20 protein-coding genes are annotated in these 21,290 nt (G+C 49.6%); all 20 read left to right on the top strand.

What is annotated here, in order from left to right; genetic code table 11:
* Positions 1–64: 64 nt before the first annotated feature.
* The 20 genes from DHAF_RS20370 (at position 65) to mraY (ending at position 21,271) form a co-directional block, all read left to right on the top strand.
* On the top strand, positions 65–736 hold the full coding sequence (locus DHAF_RS20370; protein ID WP_015945008.1) for an HD-GYP domain-containing protein: 672 nt from the start codon (positions 65–67) through the stop codon (positions 734–736).
* A gap of 79 nt (positions 737–815) precedes the next feature.
* Positions 816–1,541 carry a hypothetical protein gene (locus DHAF_RS20365; RefSeq protein ID WP_015945007.1) on the top strand — a complete coding sequence of 242 codons (726 nt, stop codon included), beginning with the start codon at positions 816–818 and terminating at the stop codon, positions 1,539–1,541.
* Positions 1,542–1,660: 119 nt separating this feature from the next.
* Positions 1,661–2,035 carry a YlbF/YmcA family competence regulator gene (locus tag DHAF_RS20360; protein WP_015945006.1) on the top strand — a complete coding sequence of 125 codons (375 nt, stop codon included), beginning with the start codon at positions 1,661–1,663 and terminating at the stop codon, positions 2,033–2,035.
* Positions 2,036–2,204: 169 nt separating this feature from the next.
* Positions 2,205–3,089: an AAA family ATPase gene (locus DHAF_RS20355; RefSeq protein ID WP_015945005.1), complete on the top strand. Its 885-nt coding sequence runs from the start codon at positions 2,205–2,207 to the stop codon at positions 3,087–3,089.
* A 14-nt stretch (positions 3,090–3,103) separates the two neighbouring features.
* Entirely contained in the window at positions 3,104–4,438 is a 1,335-nt protein-coding gene (locus tag DHAF_RS20350) for a vWA domain-containing protein (protein ID WP_005809800.1), read from the top strand.
* Between the two features lie 74 nt (positions 4,439–4,512).
* A complete protein-coding gene (locus DHAF_RS26195) occupies positions 4,513–4,668 on the top strand; it encodes a hypothetical protein (RefSeq protein WP_005809802.1) in 156 nt (51 codons plus the stop codon).
* 132 nt (positions 4,669–4,800) lie between these two features.
* Positions 4,801–4,971: a DUF362 domain-containing protein gene (locus DHAF_RS25415; protein WP_005809805.1), complete on the top strand. Its 171-nt coding sequence runs from the start codon at positions 4,801–4,803 to the stop codon at positions 4,969–4,971.
* Between the two features lie 187 nt (positions 4,972–5,158).
* On the top strand, positions 5,159–5,593 hold the full coding sequence (locus tag DHAF_RS20345; protein ID WP_011460706.1) for a Fur family transcriptional regulator: 435 nt from the start codon (positions 5,159–5,161) through the stop codon (positions 5,591–5,593).
* A 142-nt stretch (positions 5,594–5,735) separates the two neighbouring features.
* Complete coding sequence (locus DHAF_RS20340; protein ID WP_015945004.1) at positions 5,736–7,859, top strand: glycoside hydrolase family 2 protein; 2,124 nt, start codon at positions 5,736–5,738, stop codon at positions 7,857–7,859.
* A 277-nt stretch (positions 7,860–8,136) separates the two neighbouring features.
* Entirely contained in the window at positions 8,137–8,334 is a 198-nt protein-coding gene (locus DHAF_RS20335) for a DUF1858 domain-containing protein (RefSeq protein ID WP_005809809.1), read from the top strand.
* Positions 8,335–8,552: 218 nt separating this feature from the next.
* Positions 8,553–9,842: a methyl-accepting chemotaxis protein gene (locus DHAF_RS20330; RefSeq protein ID WP_015945003.1), complete on the top strand. Its 1,290-nt coding sequence runs from the start codon at positions 8,553–8,555 to the stop codon at positions 9,840–9,842.
* A 14-nt stretch (positions 9,843–9,856) separates the two neighbouring features.
* The gene (gene lpdA / locus DHAF_RS20325) at positions 9,857–11,242 is read left to right on the top strand and encodes a dihydrolipoyl dehydrogenase (protein ID WP_005809814.1); all 1,386 of its coding nucleotides are present in this window, start codon (positions 9,857–9,859) and stop codon (positions 11,240–11,242) included.
* A 179-nt stretch (positions 11,243–11,421) separates the two neighbouring features.
* Positions 11,422–12,834: an NCS2 family permease gene (locus tag DHAF_RS20320; protein WP_015945002.1), complete on the top strand. Its 1,413-nt coding sequence runs from the start codon at positions 11,422–11,424 to the stop codon at positions 12,832–12,834.
* 414 nt (positions 12,835–13,248) lie between these two features.
* Positions 13,249–13,680 carry a division/cell wall cluster transcriptional repressor MraZ gene (mraZ, locus tag DHAF_RS20315; protein WP_015945001.1) on the top strand — a complete coding sequence of 144 codons (432 nt, stop codon included), beginning with the start codon at positions 13,249–13,251 and terminating at the stop codon, positions 13,678–13,680.
* A 17-nt stretch (positions 13,681–13,697) separates the two neighbouring features.
* The gene (gene rsmH, locus DHAF_RS20310; RefSeq protein ID WP_011460703.1) at positions 13,698–14,630 is read left to right on the top strand and encodes a 16S rRNA (cytosine(1402)-N(4))-methyltransferase RsmH; all 933 of its coding nucleotides are present in this window, start codon (positions 13,698–13,700) and stop codon (positions 14,628–14,630) included.
* A gap of 43 nt (positions 14,631–14,673) precedes the next feature.
* Positions 14,674–15,153 (top strand): septum formation initiator family protein, encoded by a 480-nt coding sequence (locus DHAF_RS20305; protein ID WP_015945000.1) that lies wholly within the window; start codon positions 14,674–14,676, stop codon positions 15,151–15,153.
* A gap of 53 nt (positions 15,154–15,206) precedes the next feature.
* Positions 15,207–17,255 carry a stage V sporulation protein D gene (locus DHAF_RS20300; protein ID WP_015944999.1) on the top strand — a complete coding sequence of 683 codons (2,049 nt, stop codon included), beginning with the start codon at positions 15,207–15,209 and terminating at the stop codon, positions 17,253–17,255.
* 44 nt (positions 17,256–17,299) lie between these two features.
* Positions 17,300–18,787, top strand: a complete 1,488-nt coding sequence (locus DHAF_RS20295) for a UDP-N-acetylmuramoyl-L-alanyl-D-glutamate--2,6-diaminopimelate ligase (protein ID WP_015944998.1) — start codon at positions 17,300–17,302, stop codon at positions 18,785–18,787.
* A complete protein-coding gene (locus DHAF_RS20290; protein ID WP_005811392.1) occupies positions 18,777–20,225 on the top strand; it encodes a UDP-N-acetylmuramoyl-tripeptide--D-alanyl-D-alanine ligase in 1,449 nt (482 codons plus the stop codon). The genes DHAF_RS20295 and DHAF_RS20290 overlap by 11 nt, the downstream gene beginning before the upstream one ends.
* Before the next feature lie 38 nt (positions 20,226–20,263).
* Positions 20,264–21,271, top strand: coding sequence for a phospho-N-acetylmuramoyl-pentapeptide-transferase (mraY, locus tag DHAF_RS20285; RefSeq protein WP_015944997.1), 1,008 nt, complete (start codon positions 20,264–20,266; stop codon positions 21,269–21,271).
* Positions 21,272–21,290: the final 19 nt, after the last annotated feature.

The raw sequence follows: 21,290 nt of genomic DNA, 5'->3' as shown, positions 1-21,290 counted from the left end.
CAGTGGGCGGAATAGGGTAAGAAACCTGCTCCCCTGTTCCCGAATGGCGGAAAGGAAATCATGTATGTACGGTAATGAAATACGGCAGCTGCTCACGGACCTGGCGTGGGTGGATGATATAAGCTATTATCATAGCTTAAGGGTAGGCTATCTGATGAGCCGTTTCGCAGAAACGGACATGGGAAAGCAGTTTGTCAAGCAGGCTTGGGTTACACGGAATGAATTTGTGACGGCAGGACTTTTGCATGATATCTCCAAACTCCGCTGGCCTATAGAGATCCTTCTTTCCGGTGAACGTTTAAAAGATCTTGAACGGGAGGCGCTGCTCAGACTATGGGGCTATATGGTCGAGCATCCTCTCGGCTCCGAAGAGATTGTCATGGACTATTATAAAAGGACCGGCAATCGTTTCTGGGAGAGGATTGCCAAAGGTGTGGCAGCCCATCACGAGAACTATTCAGGAGACGGCTATCCCTATCGCTTGAAGGGCACGGAAATTCCCTTACTGGCACGGGGGCTGCGGGTTTTTGATCATTATGTCAGGGATATTGAGGTCCGCCGGCATAAGAATAAATCCCAGGACCCCGGTGCAGTCATTAAAGAGATGCACTCAATATTAGGAGTCCATTTTGATCCCTATTGGGGTGAAAAAATATTGGACTATTTGGAGGCGACTCCCGCCTTTCCGGCTAATCTTGACCAATGGCTGGACGAGGAATTAAAGAAGAATTTTTAGCCTCGGTAAATTCTCGGCATAGAAATCCTGATCCGAAGCCAAACTATGGAAAACATAAGATCAGGATAGGAGAGAGTGTATGCCGTGGATGGAATTATCCTTAAATCCCTTGGGGGATTGGGATGAAGAAGGTTTGACCGATTGGGCCGAAGCTTTGGGAGCTTTTTTAACGGAGCGGGGAAAAGAAATCAAGACCTCCTTACAGCTGCTCCCTGGATATCAGATTCTGCGCATGGGGGAAGAGCAGAGCGCGGGGGAGCTGCTGATTAGTTCCTCGGAACGATTGATCGTCATGATGGGATTAACAGTCAAGAATGCTGGTGAACGTGAATTTGCTGAAATGGTCACCCGCTTTGCCCGGCAAATGGGAGCGATGGCTTTGCGGGCGCCGATAAACTATGTTGCCGAGAAGGAGTTTTGGCGGGGGCTTGGTGCTCAGGATGTTCTGGAACCCTCTCTTTTGCGGGAGGAGATTCAAAAGGACAAGGTAGGGGTAGAGCCTTTATATAAACAAAGTTTGCTGGTGACTTACAAAGATAAACCGGCACTATGTCTGGAGCCGATTTTCTGTACGGCTCGCCCCAATGGTCCGGTGAGTCTGGCAGCCCGCAGGCTGGAAAAGCTGCTCGGCGGAGGACGTCCCATCGGCTTTGCCAGCCGGGTATCGGCCTATTCACCCTGGGAATTCGAAAGAAGAAAATGGGATGATCTTCTGGCCTACAGCCGCCTTCAGGCTTATGAAGTGCTGGAGCAGCTCATTATCCAAAGCCTTCCCCTGGAATATTCTACGCCTTTTAACGGCTAGTACTCATCAGGCAATATGAGTTTTAAGTGTTACAAAGTATGAGGCGAAGGATTTTATGAGGTGGTTATTGAATAATAAGAGAGTAAGGTTAAAGCGGAAGAGGGAGAGGGGTTGGGAAGATGTCTATTTACGAGACAGCCCAGCAATTGGCTCAGCAAATCAAAGAATCTGATGAGTATCGCGACTTTATCGTCGCCAAAGAGTTGATGAAAGCTGATGAAGGCCAGTACAAAATGATTCGCGATTTCCAGATGAAGCAATTTGAAATCCAGCAAGCACAGCTTTTTCAGCTGGATATCTCACAAGGCAAGCAGCAGGAGCTTGAACGTCTATACAGTTTGTTAAGTCTTAATCCTGCGGCCCGGGAGTACTTGGAAGCAGAATTTCGTATATCGCGCATGATTAATGATGTACAGAAAATCATCGGGGAAGCCATCATTGATGTATTGCCCCTGGGCTTCGAAGATAATGACCAGCCACAAATATTGGCTTAGAAGAGCGCATAGCTGCACATATCTGCAAATTGTAAAATCCGTAAATTCCTTGGGGGAGCTGCGGATTTTTTTCTAAAATCACCAAAAAGTAAAAGATTCACGAGGAGATTTCTGAATTTTCATAATGTTGGTTTCGTGTTATGATGGATACTATGGAGGAGGAGAGCTCATGAAATTGGATATTTCCCTGGATCAATTTGAACAGGAATTGACAAAACAAGGCTATATAACGGAGAAAGAGGATCGAATCGCCCTCACGGCCTATTTAGCTGCCCAACTGGAAAAGCCGATTCTGGTAGCCGGACCTCCCGGTGTGGGAAAGACAGAAATTGCCAAAGTGTTGAGCCAGGTATTTGCCGCGCCTCTCATTCGTCTCCAGTGTTATGAGGGACTTGATGAGAACAAAGCTCTCTATGAATGGAATTATCAGAGGCAGCTGATCAGAATTCAAATGAGAGAAGAGGGTCTTAAGGAAGAGGACTTATTTGGGCTGGATTACCTCTTGCCCCGCCCCCTTTTGCAGGGACTGATGAGTGATGAATACACCATATTGCTGATTGATGAGATCGATAAGACCGATGCGGAATTCGAGGCTTTTCTGCTGGAGGTGTTAGGTGAATTCCAGGTAACGATTCCCGAAATGGGGACGGTCAAAGCGAAAAAGCGTCCTTTTGTAATTCTAACCACCAATGGTGAACGGGAATTATCTGACGCCCTCAAACGGCGCTGTATCTTTCTCCATGTCAATCCCCCCACTGTGGAGAAGGAAGTGAGGATTCTCCGTACCAAATATCCTGAGTTACCCGATAAATTGGCCTTTCAGGTGGCTAAGGCCGTCGGTATTCTGCGGGAGCGCCTGGCTTTGCAAAAGCTTCCTTCCATAGCCGAGACTATGGATTGGGCCAAAGCCCTATTGGTCATGGGGAAAACGGAGCTTGACCCTGCCTGGGTGGACGCTACTCTGAATCTGCTCCTCAAAAGCAAGGAAGATCTGGAGCTTTTCTATCGGGAGATGGGAGCAGAGCGGCTTATCTGGGAGACGAAAGGGATGTAAGGGGGGCATCTTCAGTGCAGCGAAGCGAACTGGATCGTCATCTGCTGGAGTTTATTGATCTTCTGCGTGAAGGGGGCATCTCGGTCAATCTCACTGAGTTTCAGGATGCGCTGCAAGGGTTAACTCTCATCGGCATGGAAGATAAGTCCCGGGTGGAAGGGATTCTGCAGAGTACTTTGGTAAAATCCGTGAATCAGCTTCCCTGGTTCCAAGAGGTCTTTCGTGTGTTCTTTGCCCCGCCTGAGGCTAAGTCCGCCTGGCAAAAGGAAGCTCAGGAGAAAGCGGCGAGCTGGGAAAAAGGAGTGGCCCAGAGCCGGGAGGAATTGCGTTTTCAGGGCGAAGAGCTGAAGTTCTCCGATGAACAGCTGGCAACCTATATGAACCTTCCGGAAGCGGAAAAAGAGCGGTTGAAGCAGTTTCTTGAACGTTCAGAAGAGGGGACGAGAAATGGGATGCAGCTGGATCACTCTTTCCAACCCATGGTGGAAAAAATGCTTCACGGCTCTTTGGAATACTGGAAGCGCAAGCTGGGAGAAGATTTTCCCATCACACCTCCGGGGCAGGAAGGATTATTGAGCGAAGCCCAACGGGCCATGCGCCAAAAGGAAATGCATTATCTGACCAAGGATTTGAAAGATATACCCCCGGAGGAATGGCCTGAGGTCAGTAAGTTAATCCGCCGTTTATCCCGCCGGCTTGCTTCCCAGGTCTCCCGCAGATTGGGTCAGGGAAAACGGGGGAGCCTGGATATGCGGCGCACCGTCCGGGAAAATCTGCGCTATGGCGGAGTCTTATTAAAGCAAACCTATCGTAAGCGGCGCAAGGGTAAGCCCAGATTTGTGCTTGTCTGCGATATGTCGGGCTCCATGCTGAAATATACGGAGTTTATCCTGCAATTTATCTATGGCTTAACCAGCTTGGTTTCCGGAATTGAGACCTATGTCTTTGCCAGTCATTTGGTTAATATTACCTCTAAACTGAGAGGCGCTCAAACTTTTCAAGGGATGCTCAACACCTCGATGACGGATTTAGTGGGGGAATTTGGCGGGGGTACTAATTTTGCTGTGTCCCTGGAGGAGCTCCATGAGCATTATGGGAGTTCCCTCAGCCGTCGGACCGTGCTCTTCATCCTCAGTGATGCCCAAACCCTTGAAGGGGAAAAGGCCGCCGCATATTTAAGGAAGACCCGCAGCAAAGTCAGGGAGATCATCTGGTTGAACACCTTACCTGAGAAACGCTGGAAAGATGTCAGAGCCATCGAGCTTTTTCAACCTTATTGCCAAATGTTTGAATGCAACACCTTAGGGCATTTGCAGGATATCCTGAAGAAATCGCCGGGATTTGTTTAAACCCTGGATTTGTGAGGCATACTATAGGTGTAAACACATCGTTCATAAGCTCACAAACTAGGAGGTTAGTCAGGGTGTTAGAAAAATGTCGTTCCTGCGGATTTGAACATGAAGATTTGGACAGAGTGCTTTTTCGGAGAAATCATGTCAGCAATCGGATGCTGCCCTATTGCGCCCAGTGTATGAGGAGACTCTATCAGGTTCCTTATCGGCCGGATCGGGATCTCTAAGGTCCTGATGGCTGGGGATGCAAAATGAATAAGTTTTTCTGAGCTGGACAAAATATTGGATTACATATTGCCTAACTTTCTTTCTTTATGTTATAGTGACAATTGAGAATGGGGAGAAAGGGGTTGTATACAATGGCATATGTAATTAATTCTGAGTGCATCAGCTGCGGAGCTTGTGAAGCAGAATGTCCAGTAGGTGCGATCAGCGCCGGAGATGATCTTTACGTCATTGATGCCGATACTTGCACTGATTGTGGTTCTTGTGCTGGAGTTTGCCCGACTGGCGCTCCAAATCCAGCTTAATTCATGTTCTTAAAAAGGGAGTCTGTTGACTCCCTTTTTAATTTATCAGCCGAGCTGATGATAAAAAGTGTTTCACTAGGACTAAAGTCCTAATTTTAAAGAAATATTGTTTTTTTATCTTGACAATTTATATATTTTTCATTAAACTAAAAATAATAATTATTTTAAAATGCAAGGAGATGAGTTCATGACTGCCATCGAAATTCTTAAGCAGCTTAAGGACAAAGGGGTACGGTTTACTCCCCAGCGTCAGGCTATTTTAGAGTTTCTTTTAGGTACGGATACTCATCCGACAGCTGAGGAAATCTATCATCATGTCAAGGCGAAGTTTCCCGGTGTAAGTTTGGGAACTATATACAATACCTTAAACATGTTGAAAGAACATGGACATATCTTGGAGCTTTCCTATGGGGATATGTCAAGCCGTTTTGATGGGAATCCTAGCAATCACTACCATGTAGCGTGCACTGAATGTGGGAAAATTGTCGACTTCCATCGTCCTCTGCTGGAATTGGAGAGAGAAGTGGGTTCCCATACAGGCTTCCAAGTCCATGGACATCGTCTTGAGTTCTATGGGGTCTGTCCCCAATGTGCAGCACGGGATATAAAAAAGATGAATTAAATGATAGTCGATTGATTAAAGTCTGGTCATGGATCGGGCTTTTTTTATTGTGCGGATTGTTCTTAATAGAAGGATTCCTTGAAGGAATTTAACGGATCGTCTAGAAATTAAGAACGAACAAAAGGAAAGGTTTACACCGATTATGTTTAATAAACGTCTTTACTTATTGGTTTTGACTTTTGCGATAGCTTTGGGACTGTTGATTTGGAATTGGAATTCTACACCCGGAGTGTTCCTGAAAACTTCCTCTTTTTCAACCAGCGCTGACCGCTGGGAAATGGACCTGGGAGGGCAGTGGAAGATCTACCCTTCTTTGCGCCAAGCCTGGATTACGGAAACGGAGCAGGAAGGAAAGGGGATTGACTCGCCGATCACGGGCGGGGAATACGGCTATCTTCCTTCAAGCAAGGAATTTCAAGTGGCGCTGAAAACCTTTAAAATCCCGGCTGAATGGAATGCCCGCAGCATTATGCTCCAGATCAATGGCGTATATGGCCATTGTGATCTTTATCTTAACGGGATGGAAAGTGCCCATCGCATTGGCAGTATAGTCGGCGAGGGGGGGAGCGAGCGTATCCAGATTCCTGTCACAGCCTTAAACCATGGTCAGGATAATTTGCTCCTGCTGGAACTTTCTGCACCTTCTTCTCAGAAAGCCACCTTTTTAGGCTCAGGTTATCCTGATAAAGGCAGGATTACCGGGCGCATAGCTTTACAAGCAGTTATGGAGACCAGTCTTGAAAACCCGCGCACTCAGGTGACATGGGAAGATACTATGGCCCGGGTTCAAGTTGATTTTCAGCTGAGTCATCATGGGTTTTCCGAATATGGACCATGGACTGTTCAGGGGATAATTTCTGATGGCTCTGCGGAGATTGCTCAAGCCGTAACTCAAGTTCACTCCGATGAAAGTTCTGTGCAGAATGTGAGCCTGGCTTTTCAGATTCCTGACGGACATCTTTGGAGTCCGGAAGATCCTTATCTCTATCAAGTGTATTTGACTGTAAGCAACTCGCGGGGTGATCGTGACGATATTGCCTTTGCTTTAGGGCTTACATCTTTGGCATATCAGGATGGGATCTTTCTTTTGAATGGGAAGGAATTACCCATTCAAGGGCTGGCCCTGTCTCCGGAAAAAGAGGTTGAACTGAGAAATCAAGGCGATATTGCCGCCTGGCTTAAGGAGTGCAAGGAGCAAGGTTATAACCTTATCTACTTTCTCGGCCAGCAGCCGGATGAGTATTGGCTGATGGAAGCAGATCGGGCGGGGATCGGGCTGTGGATAGAGCTGCCAGGCAGTGCCATGGTTCCGGCTCAACGTCTTCCTGAGCCCAGGGTGTGGGGGGAGTGGACGAAAATAGCCAGTCTTCACCCCTCGGTATGGGCTTATACTTCCGGAATCGGTTTGGAATACAACTCCCAGTCCCTGGTAAAAGCCTATGAGCAGGAAGTCCAATCTGTAACGGCGCCAGTCCCCACTTTCAGCTTAAATCTGACCGATGGGGAATCAATGGTCGGGCCTTGGGGAGAAATTCAGCAGCCTCAAGGGACTCAAGGGAGCCGAGGGGGATTATGGCCTGCAGAAAAGTGGGTCAGTAAGATCTGGGCGGTTCTTTTGGTCATCGTAGCCTGGTCAAATCTGGCGGCAGTGAACTGGCGGTACAAAGAGCTCCAGAATAAGAAGCCTAAACGGGCTTTGCGCATGGCGTGGTTCTGGCAGGGCTTGGCCATGATTACCCGGCAAATGACCCTGGCCGGTATACTGACGGCCCTTCTTTTTAACACGGAGGTGCCCTGGGCGCAGTGGGTTCCCAATCAATGGCCCTTATGGGAAGGAATAAGGATGCAATCCCCCTGGTTGATATGGGTGATTTTGGGCAGTTTGTTTTCTTTATTGCGTTTGCTGCAAGTGGGCGTGGTGGCGCCGCATCTGCCTGGGGCTCCTGATACCAAAGGCTTGGCGGCTTGGCTGGAAAGAAGGTACTTCTGGAATTGGACGGTGGGTGTGTTGTGGGCCTTGCAGGCCTGGGGGATACCCCGCTCAGTGCCTTTCTTGGTCTATATGGGCTTTAACTTTCTTTTCCTCCCTCTCAAGGTTCGGGATGTCCATCGTATTGGCGGTGGTTATGCCGCTTTTCTGTGGGTGCCTGGTATCATTCTCCTGATCGCGGCGGTGGTGGCTGCTTTCCGCTGGGAAGACATCCTCTATGCCGTCCATATGGTTCAGCAGTCCAATTGGCTGAGGCTGATCTTGTTTGATGGCTGAAAGCGGGCCGAAAGCTGAGTTGACCAGCTCCGGAGCTATGGAGTACGTGAGTCTCCGATCAAGAAACCTTCCGGTGGAAGGTTTCAGGAGATCACGCCCGAAGGTCCGTTGTGCGCAAAGCTACGCAACCCAAGCAAACGCTTTTTCCTCCGTTGACGCCTCGCAGCACGAATGAAGGCACGAAGACACCAAAAAGTTGAACAAGTAAGCAAAATAAGTTATAATAAATCCGACCATTTTAGTGAGAATTGTAAGAGGGAGTTAGGAGGTTTTGGCTTTGATCACTAAGGACATGACAGTAGGTCAGGTTTTACGCAGCTATCCTCAGACGGTGCAGACTTTTCTGGAATTAGGCATGCATTGTTTAGGATGCCCTTCATCCACGATGGAAAGCATTGAAGGAGCAGCACTTACCCATGGCAAGAAACCGGATGAGCTGGTAGAGAAGCTGAACAAGGTGATTGCAGCGAATTAAATAGATAAGTATAGGTGGAAAAGGAGAACCTATTTTGTGTTGTGCAGAATAGGTTCTTTTTGTAGGGAAGAAGGTAGGCGTGCCGGAGGGAAGACCTTGGAATTATTCAGAAATTTTAGTTAATTTAAAAGGAATAAGCAAATTCAAAGAGAATCATTTAGACAAAAGAATAAGAAAAGTCTGGGATAAAATCACCAGATCTATGAGGGGGTATCTCAATGAGCCTTGTGATGAATGGCTCCGAGGATTTAAAGCAGGTTAGCCTTTTCAAGTATATCGGGCAGACCTTGAAGGTTGTCATTCCTTCAGTTGTCGTGATAGCCGCGGTGATTCAATTTATTCTGAAACTACCTCAGTTTGAAATGTTGGTGGTTTGCGGGGGGTATCTGATAGCGGGTTTGGGGATTGCTGTAGCGGCTTCTTTTCGGAATTATAATCGTTTTTTAAAGCCTATTCAGCAGATGGAAATCGGGATATTGCAGGTGGCGGAGGGTGAGCTGAATACGCAAATTCAGGTTACCAGTGCGGAAATGGCAGCAGTGACCCAGGCGTTTAATGCGATGACAAAAAACTTCCGGGAGATTATTCATAAGATCAGAATCATGGCCAATGAATGGGTTGAGTCCATTGATGAGCTTTCCGCAAACTCGGAGGAGATAGCGGCTAAGAATGAAGAAGTCAGCCAACATATAGCGGGAATGTCCAATGGGATGGCCCAGCAAAGAACGGTTATCTCCCGGGCCATGGATTCCTTCAGGGCCCTGCAGGATACCATTCAGATTATTGCGGAGCGAGCCCGTTCGGTGGCCCAGGAAGCAGGCATTTCTCAAGGAAATGCTGAAAAGGGATTGAATGGTCTATCGGGAATTGTCCAGGCTATGCAGGATACCAATACCACGGTGGATGAGGCCTCCGAACGTATCAAGAATTTAGATGAGCAATCCCAGCAAATTGTTTCGATTACGGCGACCATAGCTTCCATTGCGCGTCAGACCAATCTTTTGGCTCTCAACGCTGCCATCGAAGCAGCCAGGGCCGGCGAGCATGGCCGGGGTTTTGCGGTAGTAGCTGATGAGATTCGCAAGTTAGCGGAAGGGGTATCGGTCTCTACCGATGAGGTAGCCGAGATCACCAATGGTATTCAGGAAACCATTACAGCCACGGTGGACGCCATGAAAGTGGCCGATTCGAAAGTGGAGAATTCTTTACAACAGACCTTGGCGGCCCGGCAGGCTTTGGAGATTATTGTGAAGTCCACCAAACAAGTGTCCAGTGATATTTCGGAAATTGCCGCTTCCGGCGAGCAAATCTTAACTCATATGGAAGGGGTCACCAATCAATCCCAGCAAGTAGAATATATCGCGGCGGAAGCCGAAGTGTCCACAAGGGAGATCGAGCAGGCTTCGGCTGAGGTTGCGGCAAGTATGCAGAATATTGCCGAGGCTGCGCAAAGTTTGGTAAGTATGGCTATCGAACTTAGAGAACAGGTCGCGGGTTTTAAGGTATAGGGAGGAAGAACTAAATGGAACAGTATCAGGTTGGCATCTTAGGCGGAGGTCCCGGGGGCTATGTCTGCGCCTTACGCGCTGCCCAGCTTGGCTTATCCGTCGTTTTGGTTGAGAAAGAGCGTTTGGGGGGGACCTGTCTGAACAAAGGATGCATTCCCACCAAGACCTTGGTCAAAAGCGCGGAGTTATGGCGGGAAATAAAGCATGCCGAAGAATTCGGCATTCAGCTTGGGGGCGCGTTGCTTCATTACCCGCAAATTGCCGCAAGGAAAAAGGAAGTGGTCAATACCTTAGTAAGCGGCATTGAGCAGCTCATGAAGGCGAAAAAGATTACTGTGCTAAAAGGGTGGGGAGAGGTAAAAGAGGCCAATCGGATTGAAGTCACGACCGAAACGGGTAAGGTTGAGCTTCATGTGGAGAATTTGGTTTTGGCCACGGGATCCATCCCGACCAAAATTCCTGTACCCGGTGTGGACCTCCCGGGAGTGGTGACCAGCGAAGAGCTTCTTGAACAGGAAACCCTTCCCGATAGCCTGGTGGTCATCGGCGGTGGCGTGATTGGTTTGGAGTTTGCGTCCATTTACCACGAATTTGGCGTCAAGGTCAGTGTGGTGGAAATGCTTCCTTCTCTTCTTCCCAATATCGATGAAGAGATACCCAAACGCTTAGCTCCTTTGCTGAAAAGAAGCGGGCTGGAGATTTTGACGAAGGCTTTTGTAAGGGAAATCAAACCTAAGGAAGAGGGTTTGGTGGTTATTGTTGAGGATGGGAAGGGCTTGAAGGAATTACCGGCCCAACAGGTGCTTTTGGCTACGGGCAGAAGACCGAGTCTCAGTGGCATCCATGGGGATGCCTTAGGACTTGAGCTGGACCGGGGAGCTATCAAAGTCAACTCTCAGATGCAAACCTCGGTCCCTAAGGTGTATGCTCTTGGGGATGTAGTGGGTGGGGCGATGCTTGCCCATGTAGCCTCCATGCAGGGGATGGTGGCAGCTGAGCATATGGCGGGGCAGCAGGTTAGTATGGAGGGAAGGGCGATACCCAGTGCCATCTTTACCTACCCGGAGATTGCCGCTGTCGGTGAGACTGAGCAGGCTTTAAAGGCTTCAGGCCAAAACTATAAGGTCAGTAAGTTCCCTTTCAGCGCCAATGGCAAAGCCTTAGCATTAGGGGAAATCATGGGATTGGTGAAGCTGTTGGCTGATGAAGAGGGAGTTGTAATAGGCGCCAGTATCATGGGACCTCAGGCCAGCAGCCTGATTCAGGAATGTGTGCTGGCCGTGGAGAAAAAGATAAAGGCTGAAGATCTGGCTAAGATCATTCACGCTCATCCCACTTTGCCGGAGGCCATTATGGAGGCTGCTCATGGGATTTCGGCAAAACCGTTGCATTTGGCCTAGTAGTGAATCAAAGGTGAATCAAGGGGACAGGTCCCCTTGATTCAAGAAAATATCCGAACGAAAGAAAAAAACTGTAGACTAATGTTCGGAAGTAAAGTATAATACATTCATTAAATGCCGTTGCAAGTCTGTTTATGACGAATAATGGCAAAGATAACAATAAAACAGGAGGAATCAGAGTGGAAAATTTCTTCAAACTTAAGGAAAACGGCTCCAATGTCCGCACTGAGCTCGTTGCCGGACTCACTACATTTTTCGCAATGGCCTACATCATCATGGTCAATCCGGCTATGCTTTCTCAAGCGGGTATGCCTTGGGGTGCAGTATTCCTGGCTACGATTATCGCAGCGGTTATCGGAACATTAGTCATGGGTCTAGTTGCTAATGTACCTTATGCCCAAGCGCCAGGTATGGGGCTTAATGCTTTTTTTGTTTTTACAGTTGTCTTTGGTCTTGGCTTTACTTGGCAAGAAGCATTAGCCATGGTTTTCTTATGCGGTCTTATTAATATTTTAATCACAGTGACAAGCATTCGGAAAAAAATTATTACATCCATTCCTTTAAGTCTGCAAAATGCTATTGGCGGCGGTATTGGTATTTTTATTGCTTATATCGGTATTAAGAATGCCGGCTTGCTTTCCTTTACCTCCGACCCCGGAACTTATGTTCAACTGGGTGAAGGCGGAACGGTTATCGCAAGCTCCAGTGCTGTTCCGGCCCTTGTTACTTTAAATTCTCCTTCCGTACTTCTGGCTATTTTAGGCCTCGTTCTTACAGTTATTTTGCTTATTCGCAATGTTAAAGGCGCTATTTTGATTGGTATTATTGTGACAACTCTGGTCGGTATTCCTTTAGGTCTTACTCATATGGGTTCCTCCATCAGCTTTAGCGGTGCTCTTGCTGAACTGCCGCAAACGTTTATGGCAGCCTTCGGAAATCCCGGACTTGTTTCCCTCTTCAGTGATCCGGCTAAGATTCCTCTCGTTCTGGTCACAATTTTTGCTTTCAGTTTATCTGATGTTTTTGACACTATTGGTACCTTTATCGGCACCGGCCGCAGTTCAGGAATTTTCTCCGAAGCCGATCTGAAAGCCATGGAAACCAGCAAAGGCTTCAGCTCCAAAATGGACAAGGCCCTCTTTGCCGATGCTATCGCTACTTCGGTAGGTTCCCTCTTTGGGACATCCAACACAACCACTTATGTGGAAAGCGCAGCCGGTATTGGAGCCGGTGGACGGACCGGATTAACCAGCATCGTGGTCGCCGTTCTCTTCGCGGCCAGTGCTTTCTTAGCCCCGGTGGTCAGTGCGGTTCCTGGTGTAGCTACTGCTCCAGCTTTAATCATCGTCGGTATTATGATGCTTTCTTCCTTTAAGGAGATTAAATGGGGAGATTTAAGCGAAGCCATTCCTGCTTTCTTTGCCGGTATCTTCATGGCTTTTTGCTACAGCATCTCTTATGGTATTGCCGCCGGCTTTATTTTCTTTTGCATCGTCAAGGTCTTCAAGGGTGAGACCAAAGAAATCAGCCCGGTATTGTGGATCGCTACTCTGCTCTTTGTTCTTAACTTTATTCTTTTAGCCAGAATTTAATTTGAATCAAGGGGACAGGTCCCGTTATTCACTAGCCCGGAGTATTCCTTCCAGGCAGTGAATGATGGGACCTGTCTTTTGGCGTTTTTTTCGGTCAAATTCCCAAGCGCTTGGGAATTTGACCGGGAGTTTTCTCAAAAAGTGGAGACACCAGGGCTTGAGGCCGGAAACTCATGCCCCTGGTGTTTTTAGCATTTTTGTATAGGATAAGGGAAAATTACTGCGGGATTCAGGCTGAAAAACGGGACCTGTCCCCTTGATTCCCTTGATTCCTTCAATAGGACTTTCTTCCCATTTTTCGGTTTTCGCAAAAAAAGCGCTTAAGGCAAGAAGGAAAACCTTTATTAATGGAGAATAAGTGGGGTAAAGTGGGTTGAAGTGGGGCAAAGTGACGCCGCTGTGGGGTGACGAAGTATGTTCATGGGGGAATACCTCCATACGATCGATGGAAAAGGCCGGCTGATTGTACCGGCAAGATTCCGGGAAGCCTTAGGGGAGCGGTTCATCGCCACCAAAGGCTTAGATCACTGTCTCTTTGTCTACCCATTGGACGAATGGAAAGTGCTCGAGGAGAAATTGCGGGCCTTGCCTTTTACTCAACCTGAAGCACGAGCTTTTGTCCGTTTCTTTTTTTCCGGGGCTACTGAATGCGAGTTGGATAAGCAAGGGAGAATTCTTTTGCCTGCTAACCTGCGGGAATATGCTCAGCTTGATAAGGATGCGGTCTTGGTGGGTGTCTCCTCCCGTGTGGAGATTTGGAGTCAGGCCCTTTGGGCAAACTATTCCCGTCAGGCTGAAGATGCTTATGCCAGTGCTGCAGAATCTTTGGTGAACCTGGGAATATAGAGAAGAGGTCGAATGGTTTGGAATTTCATCATGTCACAGTTTTGCTCAAAGAAACGGTGGACGGGGTTGTGAGGGATCCTTCGGGAACCTATGTGGACTGCACCTTAGGGGGAGCAGGGCATAGTGGTTATGTATTGTCGAGGCTGAGTGAAAAAGGAAAGCTGGTGGGCTTCGATCAGGATCCCTTAGCCATCAAAAACGCTCAGGACAAATTTGCGGGAGACCCCCGGGTTTTTCTGGTTAACCGCAATTTCGAAGGGTTGGAGGAGTCTCTGCAATCTCTGGAACTTCTTCCCGTTCAAGGTGTCCTTTTTGACCTGGGGGTGTCTTCCCCTCAACTGGATGAGGCTGAACGAGGGTTCAGCTATATGCAGGATGCGGAGTTGGACATGCGGATGAATCCGCAGAATCCACTGTCTGCGAAGACTTTGGTTAATGAAGGGAAAGCTGAAATGCTGGCTGAGATCCTCTGGAAGTATGGAGAGGAAAAATGGTCCAAACGCATTGTGGAGTTTATTGTGGAAGCCCGTAAACAGAAATCCATCACAACTACGGGTGAATTAGTGGATATTATCAAAAGAGCGATTCCGGCAGGGGCTCGCCGGGAAGGGCCTCATCCTGCGAAGAGGACATTTCAGGCCCTGCGCATAGCCGTCAACGATGAACTGGGGGTCTTGGAGAGAGCTCTGGACCAAGTGATACGCTGTCTGGCTCCGGGAGGAAGGGTAGGAGTCATCACCTTTCACTCTCTGGAAGATCGGATCGTGAAAGAAACCTTCAACTCCTGGCTGGGCCGCTGTACTTGTCCGCCGGTTTTTCCGGTTTGCCAGTGCGGCGCCAGGGCAATGGCCCGTTTAGTTCATCGCAAACCGATTCTGCCCAGTCCCCAGGAGATTGAAGCCAATCCCCGGGCACGCAGTGCGAAGTTAAGAATTGCTGAAAAGCTTTGATTTGGATTTTTTGAATTCTAAAGAGAACGGAGGAGGAATACCTTTGGTATTAGCGCAGGAAAAAATTGAATGGGAACAGCCCATAGAGAAGAGACCCCGCAAAGCAAAAAAACCTGTCCATAGGGAGAAGCCCCGTTCTCACTGGAAAAGTGTACTTATCTTGAGTTTAGTGGTGGCCGTAGCGACAGTTTTTGCCGCGGAAACCATTAATCTGACGGTGGTTAAGGGAGCACAAATCCGGGCGACCCAGAAGGAGATTGCCGACCTGAAGGCTAATAACGATCTTCTGCAAGCCCAAGTGGATAAACTGCGCTCGGTAAGCCGGATTGAAAGTGCTGCACTTGCCATGGGCATGGAAAAACCTGCGGGAACGGTCTATGTGGCTGGAACCTTGCCTGTCGCCAAGACTGAAATGGGCGTCCAGTCAACACCGGCCAAAGCCGAAGAGGTCGTTAAAGAACCTTCCGCTTTGGAACAGATTTCGCAGAAATTTACAAGCTTTTTTGCTTCCACGCAACGATAAACGATCAAAGGCGGTAGAGTTTGCTGTGACGCCCTAGAATAGGGGGTGGGACGATGAGTCCTTATGTCGTCATGCGCAAACGTATCGCCTTTCTTTTTTTCTGTGTCAGTGCTTTTTTGGTGGTGCTGATTGTCCGACTGGCCTTTGTGCAATTGGCTCAGGGGGCGATTTTAAGCGATAAGGCTGATGAAAGCCATTATCGGGGAGTTCCTGTAGCAGCCAAAAGGGGAAATATTGAGGATCGCAACGGGGAGGTGCTGGCCATGAGTGTCAGTACCGAGACTGTCTATGCGGTGCCTGCCCAAGTTCGCTCCTCCGGCAGAGCGGAGGAGATCGCCCATGCTTTGTCCGGCCTCTTGGAGATGGGACCGGAGCAGGTTATGGAAAGAATAACCAAGCGATCGGCTTTGGAATATGTCAAGAAAAGGGTGACGGCAGAGGTGGCGGCTCAAGTCCGGGCCTTAGAGCTGCCTGGGATTGGGATTACTGAGGATAGTGTGCGTTATTACCCCAACAGCACCTTAGCTGCACATATTATTGGCTTTGCGGGGATTGACAACCAGGGGTTAGAAGGAATAGAGTTGACTAGGGATTCCGAGTTGAACGGAGTCCCGGGTGCCGTATTGACAGAGTTTGCTGCCAATGGTATCCCTTTGCCCTTTGCCAATCAAATGTATGTTTCCCCGAAGAATGGCAATACGGTGCGTCTGACCATTGATAAAAATATTCAGGCTTTTGCGGAGCGGGAACTGCAGAAGCTGATGTCCGGCCAAGGGGATAATATGAATGGGCAGGTCCCCAAGAGCGGCACCATCCTGGTTATGGATCCCAATACCGGGCAGGTCTTGGCTCTTGCTTCGGCGCCTACCTATGATCCTAATTATTACAACAACTATGATCAGAGTACCCGGCGCAATATAGCGATTCAAAACGGCTATGAACCAGGTTCCACTTTTAAGATTATCACGTTGGCGGCTGCCCTTGAGGAAAAGAAGATCAGTCCTCAGGAAGGTTTTTTTGATCCGGGAGGAGTGACCATCCTGGGTAAAACCGTTCATTGCTGGAAGCGTGGGGGCCATGGCAGCCAGACCTTCACTCAGGTCGTGGAAAACTCCTGCAACCCAGGGTTTGTCGCCATGGGCCAGCGCCTGGGTATGGATAAATTCTATAAATACCTCCATGACTTCGGTTTTGGTCAGAAAACGGGAATCGAAATGTCCGGTGAAGCTGTAGGAATTTTAGCCGGGAAAAAGAGAGCCACTGCCTTGGATCTTGCCACCATGTCGATCGGGCAAACCAATAATGTGACGGCCATTCAGCTGCTTACGGCAGTTTCCGCAGTAGCTAACGGCGGGAACCTGATGAAGCCCCAATTGGTTAAAGAGATCGTGGGACCTTCGGGGAACGTGGTGGAATCCTTTGAACCTCAGGACGTGCGGCGTGTGATCAGCGAGGGTACTTCGAAAACTGCCCGGCAGATGCTGGAGTCTGTGGTCACCAACGGCACGGGTTACCGGGCCTTTCTGCCCGGATACCGGGTGGCGGGCAAGACCGGGACCGCCCAAAAAGTTGCCAATGGGGCGTACATACAAGGGGAATATATTGCTTCCTTTATCGCCTTTGCTCCGGCCGATAATCCCCAGCTGGCCATCCTTTGTGTGATCGATGGTGTGCCCTTTTACGGGGGATCTGTGGCGGCTCCGCCGGTGAGAGGGGTGCTGCAGGATTCTTTGAAATACTTAGGTGTGGAAATGGATCTGAAAGCCCCTCTGACGCTGGGCAAACCCCGCTTGGATATGCAGATACCTCCAGTGAAAAAAGCGGCAACGGTCCCCTCTGTTCTCGGGCTGACTCTGGCCGAGGCCGAAAAGTCTCTGCGGCAAGCCGGTTTTACCGTCCTGACGGAGGGCAGTGGAACGGTTGTTCAGGACCAAATTCCTCATGGGGATTCTAAAGTGGAAGAGGGATCCTCGGTGCTGCTCTATCTTGGTTCCGAGGCGGGAGCACCCACTTCAGGCAACTGGTGGGCCGTGGAAGAGGAAGTGGATATCGACATAGAAACCATGCTGCAAATGCCCTGGCGGCAGCCCTTAAGCCAATGATTGCAATAGATTTTTACTGTCTATAATAGAGTTGAAAGGTAGTGATGAGGGTGAAGTCTGTTCGCAAAAGACTCTCAGAGATTGCATCCGGAATTGAAATTGTGAATCATGTTGGAGATCAAGATACTCTGATCCAGGGGATGGTTATGGATTCCCGCCAGGTTCAGCCCGGAGACCTCTATGCCTGTGTACCCGGAATGAATGTGGACGGCCATGACTTTGCAGCCCAAGCCATTGCTCAAGGAGCAGCTGCCTTACTGGTGGAACGGATTCTCCCTCTTGATATTCCTCAGCTCCAAGTGAAGAAGGTGCGGGAGGTTATGGGAAATCTTGCAGCCAACCTCTATGATCATCCTGCCGCTAAATTGGAAGTGGTGGGGGTAACCGGTACCAATGGGAAAACCACCATTACCTATCTTGTGGAGAGTATTGCTGCAGGGGAAGGTAAGAAGGTGGGTTTAATCGGCACTTTAGGAGCCCGCATCGCGGGCAGGGAACTGCCGGGAAACCGGACCACCCCGGAGGCCATTGATCTCCAGAAGCTGCTCAAGGAAATGGTGGATGAAGGGGTGCAATTGGCTGTCATGGAAGTCTCTTCCCATGCCTTGGTTTTCGGGCGGGTAACAGGATGCGAATTTGACGCAGGTATTTTCAGCAATTTGACACAAGATCATTTGGATTATCATAAAACAATGGAGGAGTACCTCCAGGCGAAAGCCCAACTTTTCAGCGGTCTTACCGGGGTTAAAGAACCTAAGGTGGGGGTTGTTAACGGGGATGATCCGGCTGCAGAGACCTTGATCCGGCTTTCCGCCGCCCCTGTGGTGACCTATGGCGTTAACGCCGATCTTCTGGATTATCGGGCAGAAGATATCCTGCTGACTGCCGATGGCGTGAAATTCACGGTTCGTTTTAAGGGCGAAGCAGAGCAGGTGGAATACTCAACCCCGGGCATGTTCAGCGTGTATAACGCTCTGGCGGCTTTTGCCTGGGGGGTGGAGAGCGGAAGAAGCCCGGGGCAGGTTCGTGAAGCCCTGGCAGCGGTTCAGGGGGTTCCGGGACGCTTTGAAAGCGTGCGGATGGGGCAGCCCTTTCAGATCATCGTCGATTATGCTCATACTCCTGATGGACTGGAGAATGTTTGCCGAACAGCTCAGGAGTTTACCCAAGGACGTCTGATTACGGTCTTTGGCTGCGGCGGGGATCGGGATAAAGGAAAAAGGCCCCAGATGGGAGCCATTGCCGAGGAACTCAGCGATCATGTGATCGTTACTTCAGATAATCCCCGTACCGAGGATCCCCGGCAGATCATCCGGGACATTCTGGAGGGTATCGAGGGAATCGATTATACTGCTAATGTGAACCGCCGGGAGGCGATTGAATGTGCCTGCCTGCTGGCCAAGGAAGGGGATACGGTGCTGATTGCCGGAAAAGGCCATGAGGACTATCAGATCATCGGCAAGGATGTGTTCCCCTTTGATGATCGGGAAGTAGCCCGGGAAGCCTTAAGGAGGCTCGGTTATGTGGGATAGCCAAAGGATTGCCGATTTGGTCCGGGGGGAATTGACAGGTGATTCCCAGGTCAGGGCTTCCGGCTGTTGTATCGACAGCCGGGGGGTCAAAGCAGGGGAGATCTTTTTTGCCTTAGTGGGCGAGCGGACGGACGGACATGATTATATTGAGGGGGCCTGGCAGAAAGGCGCCTCGGTGGTGATCGGGGAGAAGGAACGGTTGGAACACCGCCGGGAAGTCCGGGTTCCTGAGGGCAAAGCCCTGATCCGGGTGGAGTCCGGCCTTGCCGCTATGCAGACCTTGGCTCAGGCCTGGCGTAAGGAGTTGGGGGCCAAAGTGGTGGCCATCACAGGCAGCAATGGGAAAACCACCACCAAAGATATGGTAGCGGCGGTCTTAAGTGAAAAATACCGCACCCATAAAAATTTAGAGAACCAAAACAATGAGTTGGGCCTTCCTATGACTATTTTAAAGGCGACCGAGAATACGGAAGTTCTTATTTTAGAGATGGGCATGCGCGGATTGGGGCAAATTGCTTTTTTATGTGATATAGCCTGCCCGGATATCGGTGTTATAACCAATATTGGCACGACCCATATGGAGCTTTTAGGTTCACAAGAAGCTATTGCCCGGGCTAAGTGGGAGCTGATTGAAGCCCTTCCTGAGACAGGGAGCGCCGTCCTCAATGGGGAGGATGAGTGGAGTGTGAAGCAGGCTGAGCATGACTCACATCGGACCTTCTTCTATGGCCTGGAAGGGAGATTCCACGAGCCCGATCTGCGGGGAAGGTCTCTGACACCCTTCGGTACTCTGGGAACCTGCTTTCAAGCGGAAATGGGACACGGGGACAGGTCCCTTGTCCCACTAGGAGAAAAGCAAGCCGCTTCGTCGGTTACGGTTCGCCTGCCCCTGCCGGGAGAGCATAATGTGCTGGATGCACTGGCCGCCCTCAGTGTCGGGGTTCTCTTGAATGTATCCCTGGAAGAGGGATGCCGGGGGCTGGCTGCCATGGAACTATCCAGGATGCGCCTGGAGCTTCAACCGGGACCAGGGGGCAGCACCTTAATCAGTGATGTCTATAATGCCAACCCGACCTCGATGAAGGCCTCCCTGCAGGTCTTAAAGGAAAGAGGGGGGGAGTCCACTCTTGCCATACTGGGAGAAATGTATGAACTGGGGCAATCCTGCCGGGCGGGGCATTATGAAGTGGGGCAGACGGTAGCCGACCTGGGAATCTCTGAACTGATCACCGTTGGTCCGCTGGCTGAGGAAATTGCTCGCGGAGCTTTGGAAAAGGGGTTATCACCCCAAAGGATTCATTCTTTTCCTGAGCGCGAGGGGGCGATCAAGAAAGCCCGGGAGTTGCTGGCAGGTTTAAATCAAGGCACCTGGGTCTTAATCAAAGCTTCTCGTGGTATGAAAATGGAAGAAGTCACAAGGGCACTTCGCAAAGATTAGTGTGTCGCTATGCTGAGAGTAAAGGAAGGAATTAATCCATGTGGGAACGCATATTTTTGGCTGCTGCTTTAGCGCTGATGATCACTTTAATACTTGGGCCGTTGATGATTCCCGTTTTACGGGTGATGAAATTTGGCCAGACTATTCGTGAGGAAGGCCCTAAACGGCATTTAGCTAAGGCTGGAACGCCCACCATGGGTGGTATTATCTTTTTAGTGGGGATTGTCGTAAGTGCTCTGATCATGGCGGAAAAACCCACGTCTCTGGAAATGGTCATGGTGATTAGTGCCATGCTGGGATACGGTCTGATCGGTTTTATTGATGATTTTATCAAAGTGGTGCTGCACCGCTCTTTGGGTCTGAGGGCATACCAAAAGTTGATCGGCCAAATAGCCCTGGCGTTGCTCCTGACCTGGGGGGCCAATCGCTATCTGGGGCGGGGGACGGATCTTGTGATTCCCTTTACCTCCATTCATTTGGAGTTAGGTTTATTCTACTATCCTTTTGTCTCCTTCATCATCGTGGGGATTACCAATGCCGTCAATCTGACGGATGGACTGGACGGCCTGGCGGCAGGCACCACCCTGTTCAGTATGCTGAGCTACGTTAGCATCGCTACGCTGGCCGCTTCCCAGGGGGGCGGAGTGGCTATTCTGGCCTATGAATCCGATCTTGCCGTCTTTGCGGCGGCCGCTGTCGGAGGATGTTTCGGCTTTCTCCGCTTTAATAAAAACCCGGCCCGGGTCTTTATGGGGGATACGGGTTCCTTAGCCTTGGGGGGAGCCTTGGTCGGCTTAGCTGTGCTGACCAAAACGGAGCTTATTCTCCTGATTATTGGCGGGGTCTATGTGGTTGAGGCAATTTCGGTTATTTTACAGGTTTTTTCCTATCAGACTACGGGTAAACGGATCTTCCGCATGAGCCCATTGCATCACCATTTTGAACTGGGCGGTTGGAATGAATGGAAGGTCGTCATGGTTTTTTGGCTGGCTTCTCTTCTTTGCGGTGTGCTTGGGGTAATAGCTTACATGGCTGGAATGTTCTGAGCTTGATTTTTTCAAGAGG

The sequence above is a fragment of the Desulfitobacterium hafniense DCB-2 genome (assembly GCF_000021925.1).
GTDB classification, from domain to species: Bacteria; Bacillota; Desulfitobacteriia; order Desulfitobacteriales; family Desulfitobacteriaceae; genus Desulfitobacterium; species Desulfitobacterium hafniense.
Note: the sequence above shows the minus strand (reverse complement) of the source record. Positions and strands in the feature narration are given on the sequence as shown.

What these genes read in the sequence shown, in the direction of transcription:
- DHAF_RS20370 (WP_015945008.1), top strand. Translation starts at nt 65, where the DNA reads ATGTACGGTAATGAAATACGGCAGCTGCTCACGGACCTGGCGTGGGTG.
- DHAF_RS20365 (WP_015945007.1), top strand. Translation starts at nt 816, where the DNA reads ATGCCGTGGATGGAATTATCCTTAAATCCCTTGGGGGATTGGGATGAA.
- DHAF_RS20360 (WP_015945006.1), top strand. Translation starts at nt 1,661, where the DNA reads ATGTCTATTTACGAGACAGCCCAGCAATTGGCTCAGCAAATCAAAGAA.
- DHAF_RS20355 (WP_015945005.1), top strand. Translation starts at nt 2,205, where the DNA reads ATGAAATTGGATATTTCCCTGGATCAATTTGAACAGGAATTGACAAAA.
- DHAF_RS25415 (WP_005809805.1), top strand. Translation starts at nt 4,801, where the DNA reads ATGGCATATGTAATTAATTCTGAGTGCATCAGCTGCGGAGCTTGTGAA.
- DHAF_RS20345 (WP_011460706.1), top strand. Translation starts at nt 5,159, where the DNA reads ATGACTGCCATCGAAATTCTTAAGCAGCTTAAGGACAAAGGGGTACGG.
- DHAF_RS20340 (WP_015945004.1), top strand. Translation starts at nt 5,736, where the DNA reads ATGTTTAATAAACGTCTTTACTTATTGGTTTTGACTTTTGCGATAGCT.
- DHAF_RS20330 (WP_015945003.1), top strand. Translation starts at nt 8,553, where the DNA reads ATGAGCCTTGTGATGAATGGCTCCGAGGATTTAAAGCAGGTTAGCCTT.
- lpdA (WP_005809814.1), top strand. Translation starts at nt 9,857, where the DNA reads ATGGAACAGTATCAGGTTGGCATCTTAGGCGGAGGTCCCGGGGGCTAT.
- mraZ (WP_015945001.1), top strand. Translation starts at nt 13,249, where the DNA reads ATGTTCATGGGGGAATACCTCCATACGATCGATGGAAAAGGCCGGCTG.
- DHAF_RS20300 (WP_015944999.1), top strand. Translation starts at nt 15,207, where the DNA reads ATGAGTCCTTATGTCGTCATGCGCAAACGTATCGCCTTTCTTTTTTTC.
- DHAF_RS20295 (WP_015944998.1), top strand. Translation starts at nt 17,300, where the DNA reads ATGAGGGTGAAGTCTGTTCGCAAAAGACTCTCAGAGATTGCATCCGGA.
- DHAF_RS20290 (WP_005811392.1), top strand. Translation starts at nt 18,777, where the DNA reads ATGTGGGATAGCCAAAGGATTGCCGATTTGGTCCGGGGGGAATTGACA.
- mraY (WP_015944997.1), top strand. Translation starts at nt 20,264, where the DNA reads ATGTGGGAACGCATATTTTTGGCTGCTGCTTTAGCGCTGATGATCACT.